Origin of the sequence: Nibrella viscosa, assembly GCF_039541875.1 — a bacterium.
GTDB lineage: Bacteria > Bacteroidota > Bacteroidia > Cytophagales > Spirosomataceae > Nibrella > Nibrella viscosa.
Genome location: NZ_BAABHB010000005.1, coordinates 1 through 15786, shown reverse-complemented (window position 1 = coordinate 15786; position 15786 = coordinate 1). Strand labels below are relative to the sequence as shown.

14 protein-coding genes and 1 pseudogene are annotated in these 15786 nt (G+C 52.1%); 9 read left to right on the top strand and 6 right to left on the bottom strand.

Annotated elements, in window-relative coordinates; all coding sequences use genetic code 11:
• Positions 1 to 35: 35 nt before the first annotated feature.
• The 4 genes from ABD931_RS13770 to ABD931_RS13755 form a co-directional block, all read right to left on the bottom strand.
• Positions 36 to 839 carry a TPM domain-containing protein gene (locus ABD931_RS13770; protein ID WP_345268047.1) on the bottom strand — a complete coding sequence of 268 codons (804 nt, stop codon included), beginning with the start codon at positions 837 to 839 and terminating at the stop codon, positions 36 to 38.
• Positions 836 to 1273, bottom strand: a complete 438-nt coding sequence (locus ABD931_RS13765; RefSeq protein ID WP_345268045.1) for a TPM domain-containing protein — start codon at positions 1271 to 1273, stop codon at positions 836 to 838. Before ABD931_RS13765 ends, ABD931_RS13770 begins: the two co-directional genes overlap by 4 nt.
• Positions 1274 to 1376: 103 nt before the next feature.
• A complete protein-coding gene (locus ABD931_RS13760; protein WP_345268043.1) occupies positions 1377 to 1958 on the bottom strand; it encodes a LemA family protein in 582 nt (193 codons plus the stop codon).
• Positions 1959 to 2170: 212 nt separating this feature from the next.
• Positions 2171 to 2932: a DUF547 domain-containing protein gene (locus ABD931_RS13755; RefSeq protein WP_345268041.1), complete on the bottom strand. Its 762-nt coding sequence runs from the start codon at positions 2930 to 2932 to the stop codon at positions 2171 to 2173.
• An 85-nt stretch (positions 2933 to 3017) separates the two neighbouring features.
• On the opposite strand from ABD931_RS13755, the gene ABD931_RS13750 reads away from it, so the two are divergent.
• Entirely contained in the window at positions 3018 to 3806 is a 789-nt protein-coding gene (locus ABD931_RS13750) for an SDR family oxidoreductase (protein WP_345268039.1), read from the top strand.
• 29 nt (positions 3807 to 3835) lie between these two features.
• Here ABD931_RS13750 and prfA read toward each other — a convergent pair whose 3' ends face one another.
• On the bottom strand, positions 3836 to 4909 hold the full coding sequence (gene prfA, locus ABD931_RS13745) for a peptide chain release factor 1 (RefSeq protein ID WP_345268038.1): 1074 nt from the start codon (positions 4907 to 4909) through the stop codon (positions 3836 to 3838).
• 177 nt (positions 4910 to 5086) lie between these two features.
• On the opposite strand from prfA, the gene ABD931_RS13740 reads away from it, so the two are divergent.
• Complete coding sequence (locus ABD931_RS13740; RefSeq protein WP_345268036.1) at positions 5087 to 5659, top strand: hypothetical protein; 573 nt, start codon at positions 5087 to 5089, stop codon at positions 5657 to 5659.
• 106 nt (positions 5660 to 5765) lie between these two features.
• On the top strand, positions 5766 to 7118 hold the full coding sequence (locus ABD931_RS13735) for a Gfo/Idh/MocA family protein (RefSeq protein ID WP_345268034.1): 1353 nt from the start codon (positions 5766 to 5768) through the stop codon (positions 7116 to 7118).
• A 74-nt stretch (positions 7119 to 7192) separates the two neighbouring features.
• On the opposite strand, the gene ABD931_RS13730 is transcribed toward ABD931_RS13735, so the two are convergent.
• Complete coding sequence (locus tag ABD931_RS13730; protein WP_345268033.1) at positions 7193 to 7612, bottom strand: hypothetical protein; 420 nt, start codon at positions 7610 to 7612, stop codon at positions 7193 to 7195.
• 269 nt (positions 7613 to 7881) lie between these two features.
• On the opposite strand from ABD931_RS13730, the gene ABD931_RS13725 reads away from it, so the two are divergent.
• From ABD931_RS13725 to ABD931_RS13700, 6 genes and pseudogenes are all read left to right on the top strand, one after another.
• A complete protein-coding gene (locus ABD931_RS13725) occupies positions 7882 to 9783 on the top strand; it encodes a malate synthase (RefSeq protein ID WP_345268032.1) in 1902 nt (633 codons plus the stop codon).
• A 97-nt stretch (positions 9784 to 9880) separates the two neighbouring features.
• Positions 9881 to 11641, top strand: a complete 1761-nt coding sequence (locus tag ABD931_RS13720) for a type I restriction-modification system subunit M (protein WP_345268030.1) — start codon at positions 9881 to 9883, stop codon at positions 11639 to 11641.
• A gap of 207 nt (positions 11642 to 11848) precedes the next feature.
• Positions 11849 to 12757, top strand: a complete 909-nt coding sequence (locus tag ABD931_RS13715; RefSeq protein WP_345268028.1) for an Abi family protein — start codon at positions 11849 to 11851, stop codon at positions 12755 to 12757.
• Positions 12754 to 13764 (top strand): restriction endonuclease subunit S, encoded by a 1011-nt coding sequence (locus ABD931_RS13710; RefSeq protein ID WP_345268026.1) that lies wholly within the window; start codon positions 12754 to 12756, stop codon positions 13762 to 13764. The genes ABD931_RS13715 and ABD931_RS13710 overlap by 4 nt, the downstream gene beginning before the upstream one ends.
• 49 nt (positions 13765 to 13813) lie before the next feature.
• A pseudogene (locus tag ABD931_RS13705) lies at positions 13814 to 14080 on the top strand (transposase); the annotation flags it as partial.
• Between the two features lie 192 nt (positions 14081 to 14272).
• Positions 14273 to 15472, top strand: a complete 1200-nt coding sequence (locus tag ABD931_RS13700) for a DNA cytosine methyltransferase (RefSeq protein WP_345268022.1) — start codon at positions 14273 to 14275, stop codon at positions 15470 to 15472.
• Positions 15473 to 15786 lie beyond the last annotated feature (314 nt).

The following is a 15786-nucleotide window of genomic DNA, read 5'->3' as shown; positions in this document are numbered from 1 at the left end:
CCACCATTCATCATTATGCATTCATCATTAAATAATCAATAACTCCCTCCGGCACCACCGCCCCCGAAGCTGCCGCCCCCGAAGCCGCCAAAGCCGCCACCACCGCCAAAACCTCCTCCGCCCCCCCAATTCCCAGATGAGCTGCCCCAGCCGGAATAGGTTGTATACGGAAAGAACCAGCCACCACCCCGACGCCGTCCGCCAAAACCGCCCCCCCCCCCACGGTTGCGCCGGCTGATGATGAACATGATGATGAAGAAAACAAAGATCACAACAAAGAGAGCACTGCCACCGCCACTATCTTCATTCTGGTTCCTATCGGCTTTGTATTCGCCACTGGCCCGGCGGATAATCTCGGTAGTGGCCTGGTCTAAACCCTGATAATACTGCTCCTGCCGGAAATTAGGCACAATGATATCGCTGACAATACGCTTGGCAATAGCGTCGGGAATGGCACCTTCCAGGCCATAACCAGTGGCGATAAATACTTTGCGGGTGCCGGTTGCCCAGCAGAGCACTAAGCCATTGTTGTTTTCCCGTTGGCCTACACCCCACTTGCGGCCTATCTGAAAGGCATAGTCGCCGATGGGGTAAGGCTCAGTAGTCTGGACAATAACGATAGCTATCTGCGTAGAGGTAGAATCGTTGTAAGCGCGGAGCTTCTGTTCAAGCTGTGCCCGATCGCTGGGGTTCAGAATGCCGACAAAATCATTGACCAGCCGGGGTGGGTTTGGCCGGTCGGGGATATTGTCCTGCGCGAAAACTGCCAGTGAAACCAGAAAAAGCAGCAGGGTTGAAAGCCAACGGTGGGTAGTGGATGTTACTCGGAGGTGGGTCATTTAAACGATATTTCGTCGGATAGCTCGTTGGTATCGTCGTGGGCGCGCGGAAAGAATTGCTTCAGTTGCCGGCCGGCTTCGGCAATGCCCTGGCACAACCCTTCAGTATGATTGCCGGCGGCAAAGTGCGTACGCAGCAGTTCTTTGGTGCTGTCCCAAAACCCAGCCGGTACCCGTTCGTTAATGCCTTTGTCGCCGATAACAGCAAACTTACGGTCTTCGGTGGCGAGGTAAAATAAAACGCCATTATGTTCCGCCGTCTGGTGCATCCCTAAGTTACCAAAGATTTCAATGGCCCTTTCCATCGGGTTATCGCCGGAACATTTCTTTTCAATATGCACCCGAATTTCGCCCGAAGTAGCCAGTTCGGCCTTTTGGATAGCCGCAATAATGCGCTGCTGTTGCTCCGCCGTAAACAGATTGATTGCTGACATAGGGATTAATGAATAATAAACGGCAATGGTGAACCGTAATGAATAAAGGTTGCCGGAGTCTATTCATTACGGTTCGCCGTTGCGATTCATTATCTGTTATTCATTAGAACTGAACCGTTGGGGCCTGCTGGGCGGCTGCGGAAGCCTCGAAGAAGCCACGGACGTTGAAGCCAAACATACCCGCAAAGATGTTGTTGGGGAAGGTTCGCACCGACTGGTTATAGTCCCGCACAGCAGTGTTAAAGTCGTTGCGGGCAACGGCTATGCGGTTTTCAGTGCCTTCCAACTGGGCTTGTAGTTCTGAGAAGTTCTGGGTGGCGCGTAACTGTGGATAATTCTCGGCGACAGCCAGCAGTCGCGACAGAGACCCGCCAAGCTGCTCCTGCGCCTGCTGGAAACGCGCTACGTTCTCAGGTGTTAGCTGATCGGCGTTTAACCGGATAGACGTAGCATTAGCCCGTGCTTCAATCACAGACTGTAGCGTACTTTTTTCAAAATTGGCCACACCCTGTACCGTCCTGACAAGGTTGGGTATCAGGTCGGCCCGGCGCTGGTATTGCGTCTGAACATTCGCCCATTTTTCCTGAACGTTTGTGTCCTTCTGTACCATCCCGTTGTACGTGCTGCAGCCAAAAAAGCTGAAGATGAGTACCAACGCAACAATGATAAGTAAGCCTCTTGACATGGTCTTCGATAGAGTTATTGGTTAAGCAAATCTGCTCAAAACTAAAGATTAGTCCGAACAAATCTACATGAAAGGACGATTTCCTGCCTTGGTCCTTTCCTGGCATGGAAGACCGGCAAAGAATTATCTTTTCCTATAACAACGCATCAGACGTCTTGTTCTACAGAGGCCGGAGAGCGGCTAACTGACCGGAGGAATGGCGAGGAGAACGCTTACTTCTGCTCATTCAGCGACCAGTTATAATCCTGGTAAGCAATACGGGTATTTTTATCAATTTTCGTGTTAGCGTAGCGATTCACCCAGTACGCTACCGATTTGCCATCTTTATTCCAGTCCATCTTATACCAGTCGAATAGTTTCGATAAGCTGGCCTCTCCCTTTTTTATGTCGTTCCGGGCTGGATTGTTCAGAAAGTCGCGGCCCTGCTCATCCATCTGGCGGTCGAGTTTATCGGCGGTATAGGCCTCGTTTCGCAGGCGCGGGCAGGAAACGGCCGCGCAGACCAGCACAAAATGAATGCGCGGATCGTTGAATTTCCTGCGCAGAATGCCGTGTTCAATGTTATTCAGGTCATACTTTTGCCCGCCGATTTCAATAAACTTTATATCCCAGGGCGTGTTGACAAACGGAATCTTAATCTTGGAGCCGATGTCTTTGATACTGCTCACGGGATAATGGTCGAGAATAAGCTGAACGGTATAGGCATTGTAGGCATTGATCCAGTACGCCATCTGCTCATCCTGGCTCCATTTGTCCGAAGGCGGATTTTTGCTGAGTAAATCGAGGTATTTTTTTAGCTCTTTTTCATCTTTTTTGAAACCTTTGTAGTCGACAAGGCCGCGCTCATCGACATGCTCTTTCAGCAGTCGGTTCCAGCCGCTATGGTCAACCACCAGGGGGTTCATTAAAGGACGAAAGGCAGTGAATGCCGCCACTAAGATGAACAGGGCTGCCAGTGTTGAATATCGTTTCATCGGAATAAGGCTTTTGAATACATACGCAAAATAGGCCCAAAAGATTTCAGTCTTTGTCGGGTCATCGACATACCAACGAAAAACTATGAATCTCGACCTCACCGGCAAAACCGCCATTGTCTGCGGCAGCACCCAGGGTATCGGCAAAGCGTCGGCCGTAGAACTCGCTTTATTGGGTGCCAATGTAACCCTGTTTGCCCGAAACGAAGAAAAACTCCGTGAAGTGGTGCAGGAACTGGACAGCAGCAAAGGCCAGACCCACCGCTACCTCGTGGCCGACTTTTCCCACCCAGAGCAGGTAAAAGCGGCTATCGACCAATACCTGAGTGAATTCCCGGATGTTCATATCCTGATCAACAATACCGGTGGACCAGCGGGAGGTCCACTTATTGATGCCAGGCCGGAGGTATTTATGCAGACATTTGCTGCACACCTCATTAACAACCAGAACCTGGTGCAGGCCGTAGTGCCGTCCATGAAGAAGGCACAATACGGCCGCATCGTCAACATCATTTCTACCTCCGTCAAGCAGCCGATCGTGGGGCTGGGCGTGTCGAACACCATTCGGGGGGCGGTGGCGCAGTGGGCCAAAACCTTATCGCTGGAGATTGCGCGGGATGGCATTACGGTCAATAACGTATTGCCCGGCTATACGCGTACTGCCCGGCTGGAAGGCGTATTCAACATGCGCTCGAAGGCGCAGAACAAATCGCGGGAGGATGTGGAGCAGCAGATGGAGGCCGAAATGCCGACGGGGCGTTTTGCCGAGCCGGAAGAGGTAGCGGCCGCCGTTGCGTTTCTCTGCACACCAGCGGCCGCGTCCATTAATGGTATTAATGTGCCCGTAGATGGGGGGAAGACGGGGAGTTTGTAGAACGGAATTGTATTCCGTTTTACAAACACTTACGCAGCCACCCCTTCCTTCAACTTCTCGGCGTTCTCGGCGATGCGGAGTTGCTCGATGAATTCGTCGATGTCGCCGTCCATTACCGCCGGCAGGTTGTACACCGTAAGGCCAATGCGGTGGTCGGTGACGCGGCTTTGGGGGTAGTTGTATGTCCGGATCTTATCGGAGCGGTCGCCACTGCCCACCATCGATTTGCGCTGCGACGAAATCGCATCATTATGCTTTTGCAACTCAATTTCGTACAGCCGTGAGCGGAGTACGGTCAGCGCTTTTTCGAGGTTCTTGATCTGCGAACGCTCGTCCTGACACTGCACCACCAGACCCGACGGAATGTGTGTCAGGCGCACGGCCGAGTAGGTGGTGTTTACCGACTGCCCACCTGCCCCCGACGAGCAGAAGGTATCTTTGCGAACGTCGTTCATGTTGATCTCAACGTCTACCTCTTCGGCTTCGGGCAGTACGGCAACGGTGGCCGCTGAGGTATGAATACGTCCCTGCGACTCGGTAGCCGGTACGCGCTGTACGCGGTGCACCCCCGATTCAAACTTCAGTTTACCGTAGACGTCTTCGCCTTCGATCTGGCAGATAATTTCTTTGTAGCCACCGGAGGTGCCTTCCGTAAAATCCATGAGCGACATGCGCCAGCCCATTTTATCGCAGTAGCGCTGGTACATGCGGTAGAGGTCACCGGCGAAGATAGAGGCTTCGTCGCCACCCGTACCGCCCCGGATTTCCAGAATAACGTTCTTGCTGTCGTTCGGGTCTTTGGGCGTCAGCATATCTTTCAGCGTCTCCTCCTGCGATTCCCGGCGGGGGAGCAGCTCATCCAGTTCGGCTTTGGCCAGCTCGCGGAAATCCTCGTCTTTTTCGGTAGCAATGATCTCTTTCGCGTTGTCAATTTCGGCCAGGAGTTGTTTATAGGCCTGGTATTGCTGAACAATCTTCTCCAGGTCCTTATATTCTTTGCTGATTTTCATGAAACGCTTCTGGTCGGAGACGATCTCAGGCTGCACAATTTGCTGAGACACCTCCTCGAAGCGTTCCCGAATAGCTTCTAACTGCTCAATCATATTCTTTCCAGACTTTAGATGGTAGACATCAGACGTTAGATGGGCCGGTTTGGTAGCAAAATCTAGTGTCGACGTCCAAGGTCTTATCAATGACAAAAGTACAAAATTCCGATGGTTCGGTAACGAGGGCAGATATACCTTTGTTATACGCTTTATAAATCCATTAAGTTCCTGTCCATGAACCGCTGTATTCTTCCACTGGCCCTACTGGTACTGATTGCCTCCTGCAACACAGATCGGATTCAGTATACCGACAAACTGAAGCAGGAGATGGCTGATAAAAAGGTAAAACGCGTAACGGCTGTTCAGATGAACGAGGCCGTGAATGAATGGGGCGAACAAATTGCCAGAGTCGTCCAGAATGAATTAAGCAGTAAGCTGCAACAGACTATGGCTACCCGGGCGGCTGCGGAGGTATGCCAGTTACAGAATTTACCCAAAACCCAGGCTATCGCCACCAAATACGGAGCCAGGATCAGCCTGCTGGGGGCCGCCGACATTAAAAACTCAAACCTGGCTGCCAAAGAACGCGAAGTGCTGGATGCCTATCTGTACAATGTTGAAAACAAGCTGCCGCAGACCAGCAACATCCAGCGAATTGGCGACACCCTGTTTGTTTACAACGCACCCATTCCAACGGAGAACCCTATTTGCCGGCAGTGCTTTGCCGGGCAAACGCAGCCGTTGGCGGTCTGGCGCATCGCGTTCCCCAAGCGGGAGGTAGTCAGGCATATCACCATAAAAAAGTAAGACGGGCTATGGGTTTGCCGGTGGTTTCTGTCTACCTTAGATAGGAGTATAGATTTCGCCTTTATTCCTTTTCTGCTTAGAATCCATTCTCCTTAGCTAACTGACCATGAAGAACAACATCAAACGCCGGGACTTCGTCAAAGGAGCCTCGCTGGCTTTTGCCGGTATTACCATTCTGCCCCGGCACGTGCTGGGCGGCAAAGGGTTTATCGCTCCCTCCGACAAGCTGAACGTAGCCGCTATTGGTATCGGCGGTATGGGTAAAAGCAATATCCGGGCATTGGCACCCACCGAAAATATTGTGGCGCTCTGCGACATCGACGATGCCTATGCCGGACCTGTATATAATACCTACCCGAATGCTAAACGGTGGAAAGACTACCGCAAAATGCTGGAGGAGCAAAAGGATATTGAAGGCGTAATTATTGCCACGCCCGACCACCTGCACGCCATTCAGGCCTCTACGGCCATGAAGCTGGGCAAGCACGTATATGTGCAGAAGCCCCTGACTACATCCGTATGGGAATCGCGTGAACTGGCGCGGCTGGCCAGAGAAAACCCGAAGCTGGTGACGCAGATGGGAAATCAGGGCCACTCCAGCGACGATGCCCGCTCCATTAACGAGTGGATTGCCGACGGCGCTATTGGTAAAGTAAAGGAAGTACATGTCTGGACCAACCGACCCATCTGGCCGCAGGGCCTGCCGGCACCTACCGAAGCTATGCCCGTACCCGATACGCTGGACTGGGATAAGTTTCTAGGACCGGCTCAGTACCGGCCCTACCACTCCGCCTACACCCCGTTCAAATGGCGCGGCTGGGTTGATTACGGCGTAGGAGCGCTGGGCGATATGGGCGCTCACCTAATCGACCACCCGTACTGGGCGCTGGGGCTGACGGCTCCCATCAGTATAGAAGCCTCGTCGACACCCTTTGGTAAAAACGATCCGAAAGGTCCGGCGCAGAGTTACCCGCTGGCCTCTATGGTGACGTATGAATTTGCAACCAACGATAAAAAAAATCCGGTGATCACCATGACCTGGTACGATGGCGGTATTCTGCCGCCCAAGCCGCTGGAACTGGGCGACGAGCCGGTAAATAAAGGCGGTGGTGTATTGTACGTGGGTACCAAAGGCAAACTGATGCACGAAACCTACGGAGCCAAGCCACGGTTGCTACCTAAGGAGCGGATGGATGCTTACAAAAAACCGGCGCAGACTATCCCCCGCGTAGGCATGAGCCACGAGCGCAACTGGGCCGAAGCCTGCAAAGGAAACGGAAAGGCCGTATGCCCGTTTGAGTACGCCGGTCCACTAAATGAAACCATGGTGCTCGGGGTGGTGGCACTCTACAAGCAGGGCACTAAAATCAATTGGGATCCGCAGGCAATGCAGTTTCCCAACGCCCCGGAACTGAATCAATACCTGAAACGCGAATACCGTCAGGGGTGGGCCATGTAGTATAGGTTTATCCACCAAAAGGCCGCATCTGATCGGGTGCGGCCTTTTGGTTTTACAGGAAAGACAGACAACGCTTACCGGTTGATCTCCGGGGTGCTGCTGTAAAATACACGCCCGCCCGGATAGCTCCGGTATACAGATGCTTTGTGCTTCTGGGCATTTGCCGAATTGGCAATCGGCTCGGTATAAGACGGGAAGTGTTTCGCTGATTTATACATGGTCATTTTCCCCCGTTCGGTGCGCTGAAATTCGGCTTCCGGCAGATAGGCATATACCCGGAATCCACTGTATTGAACCGGTATCAGGTACCTTGAGCGGAAGAGAGACTTATCAGAAACCGACAGGGTGGCACCCGCCGGAATGTCCTGTAGCCGCCGACTGGTCATGTGATCGTCGGCGTAGATACGTACCGGAGCGGTTGCAATATAGTAGTGAGAGGGGGCACAACCCGATACGGCTATGCCTATGAGCAATAGGCAAACAATGGTTTTCATGAAGTATGTACGGTAGGTTATAACAAATTCAAGCAAATATACTTTTTAGTAAACTGATTAAAACAAAATACACTGCTAATCGAAAAATTTTTTATCGAATAATCCTAAATAGAAACATAATTAGTCCAACACGTATCCGGCCAGGGTTAGCGCCTGCCCATTTGTTGGGCGGCATGAATAGTTTCTGATTAGTTATTGCTTTTTTAGCAAGCGTTTCTGGTAACCCCTACCTGTTTTTATCTAATCCCTTATTCCCTTACCTGCTCAATATGGCTGACGTTGCTCTTACGATTCGTGACAATCTGAACCAGACTTATGCAGACGTGTATACGTCTGAAGCCCTGGCGGCTTTATCCGCATTAGCCCCCTTTAACCAGCGCATCAAAGCCGCCATGGCCGATCGCCTGCACCGCCGGGCCGAACGCCGGCGACTCAACCAGCGCATTGCTTTTCTGGACCCGCAGCGCTTCATACCCCACACCCAGATCCGCGTGCAGGATGCCCGCGACGGCAACTTCGACGGCGCCCTGATCCCCCCCGATTTGCAGCGCCAGTGGATTCAGGGCACCGGTCCGGCCACCAAACCCAACGCCCCCGTCGAAAACAGCATCCGCAACGTGGCCTACGCCCTGCTCTCCGGCGCCGACGGCTGGATGTTCGACGGCGAAGATGCCCTGGGCCAGATTACTACCATGTCCCTCGACAACCAGCGCAACCTCAAGCTCGCTATTCACCGCGACCCCTTGTTCCTGAAGGTAGCCGAGCAGGTGGCCGGGGAGATGAACACCTGGGCACGAGGCTTCCTGGGTCGCGAGACCATCACCGACTGGCAGGCACAACTGGACTTCACCACCAAAATCTTCCGCGCCCGCGGCCTGCACCTCGACGACCGCCACATCCGCGATGCCGAGGGAGTGGCGATGGCCGCTTCCATCGTGGACCTGACGCTGTACGTGACCAACAACTACCGGGCCCTGCAACAGGCCGGCTCTTCGGTGGTGCTCTACCTGCCCAAGATCCAGACCGCCGGCGAAGCGGCCCTGTGGAACCAGATGCTGACGGCCCTGGAGCAGCACCTGGGCCTGGCTGAGGGAACCATCAAGGTCTACGTGCTGGTGGAGCAACTGGAAGCCACCTACCAACTGATGGAGATCCGGGCGGCACTGAGCCCGCACTTTGTGGGCTTCAACACCGGTCGCTGGGATTACATCAACAGCGTGTCGGATGCGCTGGCCTGGGACGATAGCTTCATCAACCCCAACATCGAAGCCATCACCATGACCTACGGCTACATGCGCCACTACGAGGACCGGGTGCGCCGGGCGGTGAACACGCCCGACCGCAACGGGAACTATGCGCTCTGGCAGGGCGGCATGGAGCCCAACATACCCGTAGGCTCCACAGAAGGCGTAGCCGCCAGTATGGCCAAAGCCGTGGCCGGTGCCGAGCGGGAGCAGCGCGAAGGAGCCAGCGGCAAGTGGGTAGCTCACTGGAAGATGGTGCATATCGTTAGGCCGGTCTGGGAGAAGGTGGGTGAGGCCAATCAACTTGGCCGTCAGTTCCCCCCGCTGACCTACACGCAGGCGGATGCCGACGGGCTGATCCAACTGGAGCCGGCCCCCAGAGACATCCGGGGAGCGCGTAACCTGTTGAGTGTGGCCCTGCAGTACGGCAACGCCTTTGGGCAGGGCATGCAGGCGGCCGCCCTGAAGCCGGCCGACTTCTTCGGCAACGACGATATACTGTACCTGATGGAAGACATGGCCACGGGCGAGATCCGGCTGAGCATCCTCTGGGAGTGGCTGCACAAAGAGGCCAGGCTAACCGAAGCGGACCCAGCCACCGGTGTTCAGGCGGGGGATGTCTTTACCGAGTCGCTATACCGCCGGCTGCTGGAGGAGGAGTACGATAAGCTCTTGCAGGCATCCGGCAAAGACGTGTTCGACTCTTCCAAGACCACCACGCTGCCCATTGCGCGGGCGATAGCCGATACCTACATTCTGAGTGGGGTAAAACCGCCCTGGTTCATCGACCTGTTGAACATCAACCTCAACAACGGGGATCTGGCCGAGGCCAAACGGCGGATCAGCCTGTATATGGAGACACTGAACCAGGAGGGCAAACGAATCACCGAGAATCTGGACTTTAGGCCGGCGGGGCGGGTGGTTTGAGACGTACGCCCAAATACAGGTATATTGCGGGCTGTCTCTGTCTCACGGCTGCACCCGTTAGGGCAAGGACAGCCTGAATAGACATACCCTCTGATTTATGATAAACTTCCGCGAGAAAGCGAACTTCATCTGGTCCGTAGCCGATCTGCTGCGGGGCGATTACAAACAGGCCGAGTACGGCAAGGTTATCCTGCCGCTCACCATCCTACGGCGACTGGATGGCCTGCTGGAACCCACCAAAGACGAAGTATTAACCCAATACGATAAATACAAAGGACAATCCGACGATATCATCGACCGGGTGCTGAACCGTGCCACCGGCTACAAGTTCCACAACCGTAGTCTTTACACCTTCCGTCGGTTAATAGCAGACCCGGACAACATAGCCGCTAACCTGCGGACGTATATCAACGGCTTCTCCACCAGCGTCCGCGACATCATGGAGCAGTTTCGGTTTGACGAGCAGATCGAGCGGCTGGATAAGGCCGACCTGCTGTATATCGTCGTTCGGCGGTTCTCGGAGATCGACCTGGCTGGGGTGGATAGCCTCACGATGGGATACATCTTTGAAGAGCTGATCCGGAAGTTTGCCGAAATCTCCAACGAAACCGCAGGGGAGCACTTTACGCCCCGTGAGGTCATTGAGCTGATGGTAAATCTGCTGTTCATGGACGAGCAGGACATCTACAAGAAAGGAGCCATCCGAACCCTCTACGACCCCACTGCCGGTACTGGTGGAATGCTCTCTACCGCCGATGCCTTCATCAAACGCCAGAACCCCGATGCCACACTGCTACTGTTTGGGCAGGAAATCAACCCGGAGTCATACGCCATCTGTAAAGCCGATATGCTCATCAAGGGGCAGGAGCCCGGCAACATTCGCTTCGGGGATACGCTGAAGGACGATCAGCACCCCGACGAGCGGTTCAACTTTATGCTGGCGAATCCGCCGTTTGGCGTAGATTGGAAGAAAACGGAGAAGGTGGTTAAAGCCGAGCACGAAAAGCGGGGTTTCGCAGGCCGCTTTGGGCCGGGTTTACCCCGGATCAACGACGGATCGCTGCTGTTCCTGCTGCATATGATTTCCAAGATGAAAGCTGTACCGGAAGGCGGCTCCCGGCTGGGTATTGTGCTTAACGGTTCGCCTTTGTTTACCGGTGGAGCCGGTAGCGGAGAAAGCGAGATTCGGAAGTGGATTATCGAGAACGATATGCTGGAAGCCATTGTCGCCCTGCCCGACCAGCTCTTTTACAATACCGGCATCAGTACCTACATCTGGATTGTCACCAACCACAAAACGCCCCGGCGCAAGGGTAAAGTGCAGCTTATCAACGCCACCGGTTTCTTCCAGAAGATGAGCCGCAGCCTGGGCAACAAGCGCAACGAGATTTCACCGGCGCAGATCCGGCAGATCACCGAACTCTATGGAGCTTTTCAGGAGAGTGATTACGTCAAGATCTACCCCAACGCCTTCTTTGGCTACAGCCGCATTACGGTAGAACGGCCGCTGCGTGATGAACACGGCAGGCCCGTGGTGAAGAAAGGCAAAAAGAACCAGCCCAGCCTGTTTGACGGTACCGGTGCTGCCGTACAGTACGAGCCGGATGCGAACCTGCGTGATGCCGAGAACGTGCCCCTCCTGGACGACATTGACCTCTATTTCCAGAGTGAGGTATTACTACACCTACCAGATGCCTGGATTGACCACAGCAAGACGAAGGTGGGCTACGAAATCAACTTTACCAAGTACTTCTACCAGTACAAGCCGCTGCGGTCCCTGGCCGACATCCGGGCGGATATACTGGCCCTGGAGGAAGAGACAGAAGGCCTGATTCACACGATTCTGGACACGCAATAAGTGTAACACATGAAAAAGATGCAGGTGAACTTGGTTTATTCCGGAAAACGTTGTACTTTTGCATCAACAGTACTCGCCACGCTACCCGTCAGATCAGCGTCCCAGGGCGAGTCTTTTGCTTTTATAAGGTTTTTCGATTGAAACTATCAGCCTCCCAGGCTCGTACATGAGCACCTCAGGGGGCTTTTTTTATGCCGTATTGGGTCGATGAAATACACAAAACCTGCCCTTACCATACCACAACAAATACAGCAGCTCAAGCAACGGGGCCTGCTAATAACAGATATAGCGGAGGCCGAACGCCAGCTTCTGAACATCAGCTACTACCGGCTGGCCGGGTACTGGTGGGCCATGCAGGACGATAAACAACAGCATACCTTTAAGCCGGGCAGTACTTTCGAAAACGCTGTCAGTCTGTACAACTTCGACCGGGAGCTACGGCTGCTGGTCTTCGGCATCATCGAACGGATTGAGATTGGGGTACGAACCCGAATGATCTACCAGCTTTCGCATGAGTTTGACCCCTGGTGGTTTACTGATCCGAAGTTATTTAAAGACGTATCCGCGCATCAAAGGACGCTTGAATCCATCCGCAAAGAGATAGCTCGTTCAGAAGATACATTCTTGGTACATCACCGCCAGACATACAATACCGACTCCCGGCTGCCACCCGCCTGGAAGTCGCTGGAGGTGGTGAGCCTGGGGAATCTGTCCAAGCTGTACGGCAACCTGAAATCATCGGTACGCTCGAAGGACCGGATTGCGGCAGACCTGAAGCTGGTTAATCAGACCTTTATGCCGAGCTGGATGCAGACGTTTACGCAAATTCGTAATATTTGCGCCCATCACGGCAGGCTGTGGAACAAGAATCTGCCCGGACGGCCCAAACTGTTGCCGAAACCGCCGGCACCCTGGCTGACGTGGGTGCCACCCGTCACCGAACACCACAGGCTGTATGTTCACCTGTGTTGCATGAAGTACATGTTGAACGTAATCGTTCCCGGGAATCGCTTCACGCAGAAGCTTTCCGGGTTGCTGAGCAAATACCCAAATATTGACATCAACGCGCTGGGCCTTCCGTCCAGTTGGCAAAATGAACCTCTTTGGCAATCATGACTACATACGATACCTATAAACCCACTGGCATCGACTGGCTCGGCGAGATTCCGGCCGGTTGGAGAGCAGTAGCCTTAAAATATGTTGTGGAAACAAAGATAACAGACGGGCCACATGAGACTCCTGAGTTTGTTGAAGAAGGTGTACCATTTGTCTCGGCAGAGGCTGTAAAAGAAGGGCGTATCAACTTCAATTATCGTCGCGGCAATATCAAACCGGACGTAGACGCGCTCTATGCCAAAAAGTGTAAACCTAAGCGGGGTGACATCTTCATCGTGAAATCAGGTTCTACAACTGGTAAAATTGCGTTGGTTGATTTTGATGATGACTTTAACATATGGTCTCCCTTGGCATTAGTAAGAGTGAAGCCAGAGCATAGTTCAGCATTTATATTCTACGCACTTTCATCAGAGTACTTTCAGAAGAATATTCAACTTTCTTGGTCATTCGGTACACAACCTAATATTGGAATGAACGTACTGGAAAACCTGAGAGTGGTCTTGCCCGGTGAAGGTGAACAAACCGCCATTGCCGCTTACCTTGATGACAAAACCGCCAAAATCGACACGCTCATCGACCGCAAACGGCGGCTGATTGACCTGCTGCGGGAGGAGAAAGCCACCCTCATCAACGAAGCCGTTACCAAAGGCATCAACCCTGACGTCCCGATGAAGCCATCCGGCATTGAGTGGCTGGGGGATATACCAGCTCATTGGAATCTGAAGAAGCTGAGGTATGTAGTGTTGAAAGTAGGCAGTGGAGTAACACCTTCAGGCGGGGCGTCTGTTTACAAAACAGAAGGCATTCCTTTGTTACGTAGCCAGAATATTCACTTTGATGGGTTACGGCTGGATGATGTAGCCTATATAACCGAAGAGGTAGATGAATCCATGCGGAACAGTCGCGTTCAGGCAGGAGACGTATTGATCAATATAACAGGTGCATCAATCGGGCGTTGTTACTTCATCCCTGATGGCTTTGGGCCTGGAAAAGAGGCTGCACGCTGAACTGTGTCAGGTCTGCGGGTGAATAAAAACAAACCTTATATTCACCACTATGACTGATCACAACAACTTTGATTTCGACGCCTTCAAGCAGGCAGCCATCAAGGGCCTCTATGAGGGTAAGCCGCTGACGGGCGAAAACGGCCTGTTCGCTCCCCTGCTTAAGCACTTCTTGGAGTCTGCTCTAGAGGGCGAGATGGACAAGCACCTAAGCGAAACTCGCTCGACTCAACAGAACCGGCGTAACGGCAAGACCACTAAGCGCGTCAAAAGTAGCGCTGGCTTGCTTGATCTGCAAACACCACGCGACCGTACAGGTAGAAGAAAAGTAAAATTTACCCTATAACCATAAAATTTTAAGTTCCTAAACCTATGAAAATCAGACCTTATGAATGTTCCCGTTGGCGACCAAAAAAAAATAAAAAATCGGCGTTTCAATTAACTGTAAGGCTTTTTTGTATGTTTGCTGGAGTAAGTTGATAAAGGTTGCTAAAACTTTAAGTCATAATATATGAATAAAGGCCATACTCTTAGAGAAGCGGCAAAGAAGATAGGTATTTCATATGCTACTCTAGATCGCTGGATAAAGGACGGGAAGGTAGAAGATGTGGGCCGGGATAGAAATGGATGGCGGGTTTTTACAGATTCAGATATTGCCCGGATCAGGCTTTACGCCGATAGCATCAATTATCCTGACAATGGTCTTAAGCAACAACCTAACCTTTTTGAAGAGTTGTGCGGATACTCATTAGCTTCTTTTTTTAGTGGAATTGGTGGCTTTGACTTAGGGTTTCAGCAGGCTGGATACCAAATAAATTTCCAATGTGAAGTTGAACCATTTTGTACAAGTATTCTAAAACAACATTGGCCAGATGTGCCTAAGTGGTCAGATATAACAACCTTAGATCATGCAACAATCCCTATTTCCGATGTATGGGTCGGAGGCTTCCCGTGTCAAGACCTCTCTCTTGCGAGAATGGGTAAAAGAGAAGGACTTAGAGGATCTAAGTCTCGACTCTTTCATGAGTTTGCTAGACTGGTTGGAGAAAACAAGCCCAGAGTTCTTGTTATCGAAAACGTTGCGGGTTTACTCAGCTCCCATGGAGGACGAGATTTTGGAGTTCTCCTTCAAACGTTGGCCCAACTCGGGTATGCAGTTGGATGGCGTACTTTTAACAGCAGATACTTCGGAGTTCCCCAATCACGCCAAAGAGTGTACATTATCGGGTGTTATAGAGACCAACGAGGTCCCGGATCGATACTTTTTGAGCCCGAACGCAGCGAGGGGAATATTAAGGAGAGCAGACAGGATGGGCCGAAACCTTCGTCCCCATTTCAGGAAGTCATTGGAGATATTGGCGGAACAGGACCAGTAATTCAATCGATAGCATATTGTTTGTATGCTACATCGGCTAGGCATACAGGAACTGACTGGAGCCGTAATTATGTCTGCTACCCAAGTGTAGGGAAAATCCGAAGGCTTACACCTGCAGAGTGCGAAGGAGTAATGGCTTTTCCTGAGAACTGGACAAAATTAAATGAGCTGCATCTTGACCAAGATCAACTTGATTCTGCCCGCTATCATGCCTTAGGAAACGCCGTAACTCCGCCTGTTGCTTATTGGCTTGCTCAACGTATAAAAGCATACCTTAACTCAGTGGATCAAACGGTTACTAAAAGTAGTGAGCGTTTAGAAACAGAGTTGGCCTAATAGAATAGCTTCTTGTTAAGGGGCTATTCTATTGTATTCCCTTATGTAGTCAGGATTTGGCCATAACTTATCATTAGTAGGTAATCTTTCTTTTGATATTGGCCCTTCTATATTTATAAATGGTTGAAGGCTGAAACTATTAGGGGCCTCAGCTTTTATAATAGCTGGAACATAGATTAAATAATTTTGGTTTAGCCCCCTATAAGTTGGACACAGATTCTATTATTACGGATTTTATTTTGAGTCTAGGCAGCCTTATGCCCTGCTTCGATAAGAAACTGGCCGGACATTGATACCCCAGTCCCGAATGTAAG

Bases quoted from the DNA above. Each gene is read 5' to 3' on its own strand.
- ABD931_RS13725 (WP_345268032.1), top strand. From the start codon at position 7,882: ATGGCTGACGTTGCTCTTACGATTCGTGACAATCTGAACCAGACTTAT.
- ABD931_RS13730 (WP_345268033.1), bottom strand. From the start codon at position 7,612: ATGAAAACCATTGTTTGCCTATTGCTCATAGGCATAGCCGTATCGGGT.
- prfA (WP_345268038.1), bottom strand. From the start codon at position 4,909: ATGATTGAGCAGTTAGAAGCTATTCGGGAACGCTTCGAGGAGGTGTCT.
- ABD931_RS13770 (WP_345268047.1), bottom strand. From the start codon at position 839: ATGACCCACCTCCGAGTAACATCCACTACCCACCGTTGGCTTTCAACC.
- ABD931_RS13750 (WP_345268039.1), top strand. From the start codon at position 3,018: ATGAATCTCGACCTCACCGGCAAAACCGCCATTGTCTGCGGCAGCACC.
- ABD931_RS13710 (WP_345268026.1), top strand. From the start codon at position 12,754: ATGACTACATACGATACCTATAAACCCACTGGCATCGACTGGCTCGGC.
- ABD931_RS13720 (WP_345268030.1), top strand. From the start codon at position 9,881: ATGATAAACTTCCGCGAGAAAGCGAACTTCATCTGGTCCGTAGCCGAT.
- ABD931_RS13715 (WP_345268028.1), top strand. From the start codon at position 11,849: ATGAAATACACAAAACCTGCCCTTACCATACCACAACAAATACAGCAG.
- ABD931_RS13700 (WP_345268022.1), top strand. From the start codon at position 14,273: ATGAATAAAGGCCATACTCTTAGAGAAGCGGCAAAGAAGATAGGTATT.
- ABD931_RS13740 (WP_345268036.1), top strand. From the start codon at position 5,087: ATGAACCGCTGTATTCTTCCACTGGCCCTACTGGTACTGATTGCCTCC.
- ABD931_RS13765 (WP_345268045.1), bottom strand. From the start codon at position 1,273: ATGTCAGCAATCAATCTGTTTACGGCGGAGCAACAGCAGCGCATTATT.
- ABD931_RS13760 (WP_345268043.1), bottom strand. From the start codon at position 1,958: ATGTCAAGAGGCTTACTTATCATTGTTGCGTTGGTACTCATCTTCAGC.
- ABD931_RS13755 (WP_345268041.1), bottom strand. From the start codon at position 2,932: ATGAAACGATATTCAACACTGGCAGCCCTGTTCATCTTAGTGGCGGCA.
- ABD931_RS13735 (WP_345268034.1), top strand. From the start codon at position 5,766: ATGAAGAACAACATCAAACGCCGGGACTTCGTCAAAGGAGCCTCGCTG.